Genomic DNA, 10,117 nt, shown 5'->3' with positions numbered 1-10,117 from the left:
CACGGGCGGCGCCCCGCGGCCGGGGTGGGCCGCGGGGCGCCGCGATCAGGGTGGTGGCGGCCGTTCCGGGGACGGGGAGCGGACGCCGGTCGGGTCAGTCGCGACCGTCGTGGTGATGACGACCGCTGCGGTCGTCGCCGCGTCCGTGATCACGGCCCTGGTGACCGCTGCGGTCGTCGCCGCGCCCATGATCACGGCCCTGGTGACCGCTACGGTCGTCGCCGCGCCCATGATCACGGCCCTGGTGACCGCTACGGTCGTCGCCGCGCCCATGATCACGGCCCTGGTGACCGCTACGGTCGTCGCGGTCGCGGCCCCAGGACTTCGAGTCGACTCTGCGGCCGTACGCGTCCCGCAGTGTCGCCGTGTCGCGGGCGTCCCAGACGTGCCTGCGGAGGTCCTGGTAGACGTCGCGTGCGGTGTCGCGGCCGATTCCGGTGTGCACGCGCACGGAGGAGCGGCCGGCCAGGCGCAGATTGAACCGGTAGGTGCGGCGGCTCTCGTCGCTCAGGGTCCAGCCTCGGAGGTTGACCGCGTGGCGGCCGGTGTTGGTGACGGTGACCCATTCGCTGTTGAGGCTGCGGTTGGAGCCGCTGGCACGACCGAAGCCGTTGTACTGGATCGCGCCCAGAACCACCGCCGGACGCTCGTCGGTCCGGCTGTGACCGCGGCCGTGTTCGTCTGCGGTCGCCGGGAGGGCGGCGGCAGCCACCAGAGCGCCGGAAGCGAGAACGGCGGCAGTGAACCGCCGTGCGGAACGGGACATGAATACCCCTCGGATACGGGCCCGGACCCTTGCGGTCCGAGCGTTGTTCGATCCCGGCCTGTTGCCGAGAACGCACACTGTGGCCCGGTGGCCCGAGTCATGGAAGGCGCCCCGATACGTGTGACGAAGTACGGACATTTCCGTCACACGCGTCTGCACCGGGCACACATTCCGGCCGTCCGAGTACCTGTCAACCACTGCCCACTACATCCACCCGCCCGGCACCGCGCCGGCGCACCCGCCGGTGAACCCGAGCGCGGGGCGCACGGCCGCGTACACCCCGCGCGAGTCGCCGGGGAATTCCGTAACAGCCGCCACCCGCACAACCTTGAACCCCCGTTCCCTTACTCACGGAAACGAGAACGGCAGTTCTGCGACAGGGCCGTTGCGCGGTGCGAACAACAGTGGTTCAGTGAGAGAGGAAGATATGAATCGAGGTTCAGAACATCGTGGCCTACCGCCCCACCGCCCGCACCGAGGCGACCCGGCTCGCGCACCGCGAACGGTTGCTGGAAGCCGCACGGCAACTGCTGGCCGAGGGCGGATACGCGGCGGCCGGCATCTCCGCGATCGCCGACCGGGCCGGCGTCGCCACCGGCAGCGTCTACAACCACTTCACCTCCAAGCAGGAGCTGCTCGCGGCGGTCTTCCGCCACGTCGCAGGTCATGAACTCGGCACGGTGCAAGAGGCGGTGCGGGCGCGGAGCGGTGCCGCCGAGCAGTTGCGCGCGCTGGTCGAGGTCTTCGCGTACCGTGCGCTGCGCAACCCTCGTACGGCCTGGGCGCTGCTGGCCGAACCGGTCGATCCGCTCGTCGAGCAGGAGCGGCTGACGTACCGGCGCGGCTATCACGCCCTCGCCGAGTCGGCCGTCGCCGCAGGGATCGCCTCGGGTGAACTGCCCGCGCAGAACGCGCGGTTGTCGGCCGCCGCCGTGATCGGGGCGGTCGGCGAGGCACTGCTCGGCCCACTGTCACCGATCAGCGGGCGGACCGAACCGGAACCGGTCGTGGCAGGCATCACCACGCTGTGCCTGAGAGCGGTCGGAGCCCACGGCGCCTGATCGCGAGCCGCACCCGCTCCCCCGCTTCCTCGCCGCCCCCGCCCACCTCCCCAGGACAGGAACCCGCGATGAACGCCACCCCGCACCGGACCGGCCTCCGACCCGACGCCCCCGCACCACACCCCACCCACGAGGTCACCAACCAGGCCCCGCCCAGGAAGGATCTCGACGAGTACGGCACCAACCTGCCGCTCTCGGAGGCCGTCCGGGCCTTCGGCGCGGCCTGGCACGAGAAGGAGCTGCACGGGATCGGCACCCTGGTCGGTTCCGAGCGGTTCCAGATCGACGTGGAGCTCGCGCACACCTTCCCGCCCGTGCTGCGCACCCATGACCGTTACGGCAACCGTGTCGACGAGATCGACTTCCACCCCGCGTACCACGAGATCATCGGCGCGGCGGTGAACCACGGCACGCACACCGCGGGCTGGGCCGACCCGAAGCCCGGAGCGGCGGTGGCACGGGCGGCCTCCTTCATGCTGTTCGCCCAGATCGAACCCGGCCACGCCTGCCCGATGTCCATGTCGCATGCCGTGGTCCCGGTCCTGCAGCGCGATCCGGAGGTGGGGCGGGACTGGCTGCCGGGCCTGCTCAGCCGCTCGTACGACCCCCGGCCGATCGCGCCGGGCCGCAAGTCGGGGCTGACGTTCGGCATGGGGATGACGGAGAAGCAGGGGGGCTCGGACGTCCGCGCCAACACCACGCGGGCCGTCCCGCTGGCCTCCGACCCCGAGGGCCGGGCCCATCTGCTGACCGGGCACAAGTGGTTCTTCTCGGCCCCGCAGTCGGACGCGTTCCTGGTCCTGGCCCAGGCCGAGGCCGGGCTCACCTGCTTCCTCGTGCCGCGTGTGCTGGCCGACGGCACCCGTAACACCGTCCGTATCCAGCGGCTGAAGAACAAGCTCGGCAACAAGTCGAACGCCTCCTCCGAGGTGGAGTTCGACGGCACCTGGGCGGTACGGGTCGGCGAGCCCGGCCGCGGCGTTCCCACCATCATCGAGATGGTCAACCACACCCGGCTCGACTGTGTGCTCGGCACCGCCGCGGGCATGCGCCAGTCGGTGTCCGAGGCGATCTGGCACGCGCACCACCGCAGCGCGTTCGGTGCCCGGCTGGTCGACCAGCCGGCCATGACGGCGGTCCTCGCCGATCTGGCGCTCGAGACGGAGGCCGCGACCTGGACCTCGCTCCGCCTGGCCCATGCGTACGAGGCCGACAGCGGCGAGTCCGAGGCGATGTTCCGGCGGCTGGCCACCGCCGTGGCCAAGTACTGGATCTGCAAGCGCGGTCCGCACCACGCCTACGAGGCGCTGGAGTGCCTGGGCGGCAACGGCTACACCGAGGACTGGCCGCTGGCCCGGCGCTACCGCGAGCAGCCGGTGATGGCGGTGTGGGAGGGCTCCGGCAATGTCATCGCCCTCGATGTGCTGCGGGGTATCGCCAGGACCCCGCAGTCGCTGGACGCCTTCTGGGCCGAGCTGGAGACCACGTCCGGTGCGAATTCCGTGCTGGACGCGCACATCCGCCGGGTGCGCCGGGAGCTGGCCGAGGACCTGCGCGACCCGCTCGCCGCGCAGACCCGCGCCCGGGCGACGGTCGAGGGCATGGCGCTGGCTCTGCAGTCCTCGCTGATGCTGCGTCATGCTCCAGCGGCGGCGGCCGAGGCGTTCGTCGCCGCCCGGCTCGGTGAGGAGCGTGGCCACCAGTACGGCATCCTGCCGCGCGGCACCGACGCCACGGCGATCGTGGAGCGGCACTTCGGCCCGACCGGCTGAGGCGGCCACCGGCGAAGCTCCCCGGTGTGCGTACGGGGAGTGCGGGCCGGCTCGACCGGCGCTGGCGCGAGACGCATTGGGCGGACGCGGGAGAACGGCTGCGCTCCCGCGGGCTGATCCGCCTGACCCGTCCGGGGCCTCCTAGGGGCTCTCCGCGGGGCGTCGGCTCTTCCGTAACGACCTCACCCGCGATGGAGAGTGGATCAGCGAGCGGCGTCGTGCGGCTTCGAATCCAAGGCGGAGGAGGGAAGCGACGCGGAGCGTCGTTGACCGACGACAACACCGGAGGCGGAGTCGCAGGGCGTCGGGAGCCCGCTCTCCATCGCGGGTGAGGTCGTAAGCCCGCAGCCGTGGCGGGCAGCCGTCGACGGACCGGCCGACGAGTTCGCCGCTCACCGGTGGATCGCCCCGGACGTCTCCGTGAGCGGGCTGCCGGTGCCGCCCCAGCGCAGTGCGACGATCTCCGCCGCGATCGACACTGCCACTTCCTCGGGGGTGCGCGCGCCGAGGTCGAGGCCGATGGGCGAGCGCAGTCGGGTCAGTTCAGTTTCGCCGAGACCGGCCTCGCGCAACCGGGCCAGGCGGTCCTCGTGGGTCCGCCGGCTGCCCATCACCCCGATGTACGCGGCCGGGGTGCGCAGGGCCACCTCCAGCAGCGGGACGTCGAACTTCGGGTCGTGGGTGAGTACGCACATCACGGTCCGTGCGTCGGTCTCCGTGCCGCGCAGATACCGGTGCGGCCAGTCGACGACCACCTCCGCACCGTCCGGGAAGCGGCGGGGGTCGGCGAAGGCGGGGCGGGCGTCGCAGACGGTGACGCGATAGCCGAGGAACGCCCCGATCCGGGCCACCGCCGCGGCGAAGTCGATCGCGCCGAAGACCAGCATCCGGGGCGGCGGGGCGAACGACTGGAGGAACACGGTGACATCGTCCTCGCGCCGTTCGCCGTCGGGACCGTAGTGCCGCAAGCCGGTTGCGCCGCGGGCGAGTTCCCCTCGTGCGTCGGCGGTGACGGCGGCGTCGAGTCCGTTCGCGCCCAGCGAGCCGCAGACGGTGTCCGGCCGGACGGCGAGGGCGGCGCCGCGCGGGGCGGGGCCATCGGTCACGACGGCGGCCGCCACCGGGCGGTGAGCGGCGACCGATGCGGCGAGTTCGCCGAAGGAGACGTCGTACGCGGCCGTCACGGGGCGCACCAGGAGGGTGATCTCACCGCCGCAGGTGAGACCGACGGCGAAGGCGTCCGCGTCGCTGTAGCCGAAGGTACGGAGCTGGGCATCGCCGGTCTCCATGACCTCCTTGGCCAGTTCGAAGACCGCTCCCTCGACGCAACCGCCGGAGACGCTGCCGACGACCTCGTCGTCCGGGCCCACGGCCATCGCCGCCCCGGGGCCGCGCGGCGCGCTGCGGCTGACCGCGACGACGGTGGCGAGCCCGAACGGCTCCCCGGCGGCGTACCAGCGACTGAGCGCCGGAAGAATCTCACGCATCGGCCACCTCCCCCAGGGTCGGGACGTGTGCGGTCCTGCCCGCGCCCGCTTCACCCTCGTGGCCCGGCGGCCGGTGCGGGGCGAGGCTCAGGCCGTGGTGTCGGACCACGCGTACGGCGGTGCGACGGGCCCGGTCGCGGGTCCGGCCCCGACCGATTCCAGTTCCTGGTCGGCGGCCTTCATCAACTGCGCCGCGACGTCCTTCATGGCACGGCTCGCCGCGAGTTCGTCGCCGATGGCGGGGACGTCCACGTCCTCCGGGTTGCAGCGGGCGACCCCGTGTCCCACGAGCTTTTCCGAGCCGGTGTCCAGCACCGCCTCCGCCCTGGTCGTACCGTCCTCCTCGGACAGGCCTACCCGGACCATCCATTCCAGCGTGCGGGTCATCGCTCACCTCCTGCGACCGCGCGCGGACGTCGGTGCGCCGCCACGACGCGGTCCTGTCCCCAGGATCCCCCCGGGCGGGCCCGTCCGCGCGTTCCGGACCGTCCTGCCGGGATCATGTCGCCGTTTCTCGTCCTGCGGGGCTCGTAGCGCCGAAATAGTATGCGGGAGTCACTTCCCCCGAGTGCGGAGCCGCACATGAACCGGCGTCGTCCTCCCCGTGCGGCGAGCGCCGGCGAACTGCTCACCACTCTGCAGCAGCTCACCTCACGGGCGCGCCAGGAGGTGGAGCTGCACCGGGCGCGGGTGGAACTGGCCGAGGCGCTGCAGCGCGAGATGCTCCCTTCGGCGCTGCCCGCCCTGCCGGGGCTGCAGACAGCTGCCCGGTACATTCCGGCCCGCAGCGGACTGGACATCGGTGGTGACTGGTACGACGGGTTCGTGCTGCCGGACGGCGCGCTGGCGTTCGCCATCGGGGACGTACAGGGCCATGACGTCGAGGCGGCCGCTTTCATGGGTCAGATCCGCATCGCCATGCGGGCGATAGCCGCCACCGCCACGGATCCCGGCGAGGTCGTGGGCCGGACCAACGATCTACTGCTCTCGGTGAACTCGGGCCTCTTCGCCACCTGCACCTTTGCCCGCCTCGACCCGGTCACCCGGGAGCTCCACAGTGCCCGCGCCGGGCATGTCGCCGCTGTCTGGGCCACCGCCGACGGGCACTTCGGTGTCACCGAGGACGAGGGCGGCCTGCCCCTGGGGATCCGGGCGGGTGAGCGCTATCCGGTCACCCGGCGGCGCTTGACGAACCCCGGTGCGTTCGTCCTGGTCACCGACGGGGTGGTCGAGGGTCCTTCGTTCCCGATCGAGGAGGGGCTGGACGCGGTGACGCGGCTGGTGGTCTCCCGGGTGGCCGACGACGCCGACGAGCTGGCCGACGCGGTTCTGCGCGCGGCGGAGCGGACCGGGCACCAGGACGACGCCGCCGTTCTCGTCCTGCGCCACGGAGTGGCTCCCGGCGGGAACTGATGCCCGGGGCCGGGGCGAGCGTGTCAGACGGCCGCCACCCGTCCGGGCCGGTGTCTGATGAGATGTGTGATCCGCAGCAAGTCGTCCAGCAGCGAGAGAACGATAGGCACGGCCTCGGCCGCGCTGCGCCTCCTGACCGTCGCCGCCGCCTACTACCTGGCCGGTGGGCTCGGTCTGATCCGCGGGGTGTCCGTCCACGGCGCGATCGTCACCCCGCTCTGGCCCCCCACGGGCATCGCGCTGGGTGCCCTGCTCTTCCTGGGACTGCGCGCCTGGCCCGGTATCGCGCTGGGCTCCCTGTCCGTCATCGCCACGCTCAGCGACTCGGTCTCGCTGCTCACCGTCGTCGTCGTGGCGGGCAACACCCTGGCTCCCGTCTGCTCGTACCTGATACTGCGCAGGGCCGGTTTCCGCAGGGAGCTGGACCGGCTGCGCGACGGCGTCGTGCTGGTGTTCCTCGGTGCGCTGGCGGGCATGGTCGTCAGCGCGACCGTGGGCACGTGCATGCTCGTGGTGGACGACAATCTGCCGCTGAGCGGCTTCTGGCCGGTCTGGACGGCATGGTGGTCGGGGGACGCGACGGGCGTGCTCGTGGTCACCCCGCTGCTGCTCGTGCTGCGCACGGTGCGGATGCCGCGGGCCACGGACCGGTGGATCGAGGCGAGCGCGCTGGCGGTGGCCTCCGTGGCGGTCTCCCTGGTGGCAACCAGGACCTCGCTGGCGATGATCTACCTGGTGTTCCCGCTGATCATCTGGGCGGCTCTGCGCTTTCGGCTGGCAGGAAGCGCGCCGTGCGCCTTCCTGGTGTCGGTCCTGGCGGTCGTCGCGGGAACGCAGGGCGTGGGACCGTTCGAGGGCCACAGCATCCTTCATGTGATGGTGAATCTCGCCGTGTTCAACGGTTCGGTGGCCCTGACCGCGCTGCTGCTCGCAGCCGTCGTCACCGAACAGAGCAATATCCGCCTCAGAATCCAGCGTGCCTGCGAGGAGCTGGCCGAGGTGGTTGAGCGGCTGGCACCGGGACGGTCCCCGGGCCGCTGGCCTTCCCGGCCCGACGACGAGCCCGACGGCCTCTGACCTCGGTCCCGTGGACGGCCGGGCCACGGCCGTGGCGAGTGGCCCGCCTTTCGGAGGCAGGGCCGTTCACCGCCGGAAGTGGCGTGCCAGGAAGTCGTTGCGGAACGTGCCCTCCGGATCGAACCGGGCCGTCAGCCGCTCAAAATCGGCGTACTTCCCGTACAGCGCACGCAGGCTCTCGGGGGCGATCGTGAACACCTTGCCCCAGTGCGGTCGCGCGCCGAACGGTGCCAGGGCCTCCTCGATCGCCCCTAGCACGGGGGTGACAGCGGCGGTGTCGCGTACCCAGGTGAAGTGGAAGGCCACCGAGTCCCGGCCGGACGCCGGGCTCAGCCACAGATCGTCGCGGGCGACGGTACGGATCTCGGAGATCTGCAGCAACGGCACGATCCGCTCCCGGAGCCGGGCCAGTGCCTCGTACGCCGCGGCCGCGTCCCGCCGTGCCACGAAGTACTCCGACTGCAGTTCGTCCCCGCTGCTCGGGGTGAACTCCAGGCGGAAATGCGGAAGCCGGCGGTGCCACGGTCCCGCAACGCCCTGCTGACGAGTGCAGCTCTCGGCCGGCATACCGGGGATCGGATGGCGCGGCCCGCCGGCGAGCCGCGCGCCGAGCCACTGCCCGGGCGCCCGCCGTGGCCCCTCGGGGTCCACCCGTTGCTTGATCCACACCTGGTTGAGCGGCCCCGCACGCCAGTCGGTGAAGACACTCACGCTGTACGCGGCCGCCATCACCTCGTCGAACCCGTCGGTGAACCGGGACTCCGGCAGATCCTCGTAGACCCACTGCTGTACGTCGAATGCGGGCACCAGGTCCAGCGTCAGCGCGGTCACCACGCCCAGGGCGCCCAGCGCGACCACCGCTCCGGGAAAGTCCGCGTCGCCGCGCCCCAGTGACACGGTCCGGCCGTCGGCCGTGACCATCTCCAGCGCCCGGACCGCGCCCGCCAGGGAACTGTTACCGACCCCCGAGCCGTGCGTTCCGGTGGCGCAGGCCCCGGCGGCCGAAATGTGCGGCAGCGAACCCAGGTTGTGCAGGGCGTACCCGTTCTCGTGCAGTACGCCGGCGAACTCCCCGAAGCGCAGCCCCGCGGCGACGGTGACCGCCCCGGCCTTCCGGTCGATCTCGATCCTGCGGGGCAGCCCCGCCACGGACACCAGCACACCCCGGGTGTCGGCGACGGTGTTGAAGGAATGCCGGGTGCCGAGCGCGTGCACCGCGGTCGCGGCGGACACCGTTTCCCGCAGCTCGGCCTCGGAGCGGGGGGTGCTCAGCCGCCGTGCTCCGAAGGTGATGTTTCCAGCCCAGTTCTTCTCCGCGGGAGTCACCGCACGTCCCCACTCTCGTTCGTGGCCGGGTGTCCTGATCCCGACGGGCCATCCTCCCAGACGAGCCTGTTGGTGGAACCATGCAACTGGTGACCTACATGTCCGCACACCATCCGATTCCAGCACCCTCCAAATGCGAACAGTCACCCACAGACCAAGCGATCCGGCGCGGAACGGGATGAGTTCAGAGTCAGTGCGCATGTCTGAACTTCACTGAAACTCCAGCGAAATGGCACGTGTGTGGATATCGTGCACCGAGCGCGGGCGCATCCGTCAGTCCCCTGGATCGACGGATGCGTCCCGTTTGTGGCGATGCAACTGTGACTGGGGGGTTCATGGGGCATGTCGAGCTACCCGATTCGGACAGATCAGGACCCGTGGGACTGGCGGGGGCGCCGCTTCCACGGACTGCTTCAAATCGGCCTCGCAGCAAAGAACTTGACGATGTGTGGAGGGCTTCTGCCGGACAACGCGAACGATCCGGACCGCCCGCGGCCAAGAGACGGACGGGCCGGCGCCTGCCGGTACTCATCGGCGCCGAACTGCTCGGCCTGGGGATTCCGGCATGGCTCGTCCTGTGGGTGGGCGGGCAGCCGCGGCCCGGGGTCGCCGCGGCGGTGGCCGCGCTGGCATGGTCGGGCGTGCGGGCCGCGCGCGGCCGGTACGCGGGCCGGTCTCCGGGCGATCCGCCGGGGGTGCTGACCACGGCCGGCGACTGGCTGCTGCTCATCGGCGTGCTCGCCGTGCTGCGGACCATGACCGGTGACGCGGTCGATCCCGCGACGGCGGTCGTCGCACTGCTGCCCGGCCTGCCGGCGGGCCTGGCCGCATGGGGGGTACGGCGGTTGCGGCGGCAGCGGACGGTGCGGCGGGTACTGGTGGTCGGCGAGGCTTCGAGAGTGGAACGCGCGGTGCGGCTGCTGGGTTCCCGTGCGGACCATCCGTACCGGGTCGTGGCCGCCGTACCGGTGGGCACCGCGCCGCTGGAGTGCGAGGTCCAGGTGCCGGGCCGGCTCGCACCGGCACCGGCCGACGACGACGCGTCGACGGTGCTGGGCAGCGCCTTCGCCCATGACGCCGACCTGGCTCTGGTGGTGCCCGGGCCACAGCTCTCCGAGGAGCGGCTGCGCCGACTCTCCTGGGGACTGCACGACGGCGGACTTCCGCTCTCCGTGCTGTCGGAGCTCTCGGGCACAGCGGCCGGCCGGATACGGC

General features: G+C 71.9%; 7 protein-coding genes and 2 pseudogenes. 5 read left to right on the top strand and 4 right to left on the bottom strand.

Annotated features, from left to right (window positions below):
* Positions 1-310: 310 nt before the first annotated feature.
* A pseudogene (locus tag ACFU8Q_RS34470) lies at positions 311-766 on the bottom strand (lamin tail domain-containing protein); the annotation flags it as partial.
* Positions 767-1,215: 449 nt separating this feature from the next.
* Here ACFU8Q_RS34470 and ACFU8Q_RS34465 point away from each other — a divergent pair.
* A complete protein-coding gene (locus tag ACFU8Q_RS34465) occupies positions 1,216-1,827 on the top strand; it encodes a TetR/AcrR family transcriptional regulator (RefSeq protein WP_384461957.1) in 612 nt (203 codons plus the stop codon).
* Between the two features lie 68 nt (positions 1,828-1,895).
* Positions 1,896-3,599 (top strand): acyl-CoA dehydrogenase family protein, encoded by a 1,704-nt coding sequence (locus tag ACFU8Q_RS34460; protein ID WP_384461954.1) that lies wholly within the window; start codon positions 1,896-1,898, stop codon positions 3,597-3,599.
* A 392-nt stretch (positions 3,600-3,991) separates the two neighbouring features.
* On the opposite strand, the gene ACFU8Q_RS34455 is transcribed toward ACFU8Q_RS34460, so the two are convergent.
* Complete coding sequence (locus ACFU8Q_RS34455) at positions 3,992-5,086, bottom strand: XdhC family protein (protein WP_384461950.1); 1,095 nt, start codon at positions 5,084-5,086, stop codon at positions 3,992-3,994.
* Between the two features lie 87 nt (positions 5,087-5,173).
* The gene (locus ACFU8Q_RS34450; protein ID WP_384461948.1) at positions 5,174-5,473 is read right to left on the bottom strand and encodes a DUF1876 domain-containing protein; all 300 of its coding nucleotides are present in this window, start codon (positions 5,471-5,473) and stop codon (positions 5,174-5,176) included.
* A 195-nt stretch (positions 5,474-5,668) separates the two neighbouring features.
* On the opposite strand from ACFU8Q_RS34450, the gene ACFU8Q_RS34445 reads away from it, so the two are divergent.
* Entirely contained in the window at positions 5,669-6,499 is an 831-nt protein-coding gene (locus tag ACFU8Q_RS34445; protein WP_384461945.1) for a PP2C family protein-serine/threonine phosphatase, read from the top strand.
* A 57-nt stretch (positions 6,500-6,556) separates the two neighbouring features.
* Positions 6,557-7,576: an MASE1 domain-containing protein gene (locus ACFU8Q_RS34440; RefSeq protein ID WP_384461942.1), complete on the top strand. Its 1,020-nt coding sequence runs from the start codon at positions 6,557-6,559 to the stop codon at positions 7,574-7,576.
* Between the two features lie 66 nt (positions 7,577-7,642).
* On the opposite strand, the gene ACFU8Q_RS34435 is transcribed toward ACFU8Q_RS34440, so the two are convergent.
* Entirely contained in the window at positions 7,643-8,902 is a 1,260-nt protein-coding gene (locus tag ACFU8Q_RS34435) for an FAD-binding protein (protein ID WP_384461939.1), read from the bottom strand.
* 446 nt (positions 8,903-9,348) lie between these two features.
* Between ACFU8Q_RS34435 and ACFU8Q_RS34430 the strand changes: the two are divergent.
* Positions 9,349-10,117: pseudogene (locus tag ACFU8Q_RS34430) on the top strand (sugar transferase); the annotation flags it as partial.

The sequence above is a fragment of the Streptomyces sp. NPDC057543 genome (assembly GCF_042801895.1).
Lineage (GTDB): Bacteria > Actinomycetota > Actinomycetes > Streptomycetales > Streptomycetaceae > Streptomyces.
Note: the sequence above shows the minus strand (reverse complement) of the source record. Positions and strands in the feature narration are given on the sequence as shown.

Coding starts and splice junctions, on each gene's coding strand:
- ACFU8Q_RS34460 (WP_384461954.1), top strand. CDS start 1,896: ATGAACGCCACCCCGCACCGGACCGGCCTCCGACCCGACGCCCCCGCA.
- ACFU8Q_RS34445 (WP_384461945.1), top strand. CDS start 5,669: ATGAACCGGCGTCGTCCTCCCCGTGCGGCGAGCGCCGGCGAACTGCTC.
- ACFU8Q_RS34450 (WP_384461948.1), bottom strand. CDS start 5,473: ATGACCCGCACGCTGGAATGGATGGTCCGGGTAGGCCTGTCCGAGGAG.
- ACFU8Q_RS34440 (WP_384461942.1), top strand. CDS start 6,557: ATGAGATGTGTGATCCGCAGCAAGTCGTCCAGCAGCGAGAGAACGATA.
- ACFU8Q_RS34455 (WP_384461950.1), bottom strand. CDS start 5,086: ATGCGTGAGATTCTTCCGGCGCTCAGTCGCTGGTACGCCGCCGGGGAG.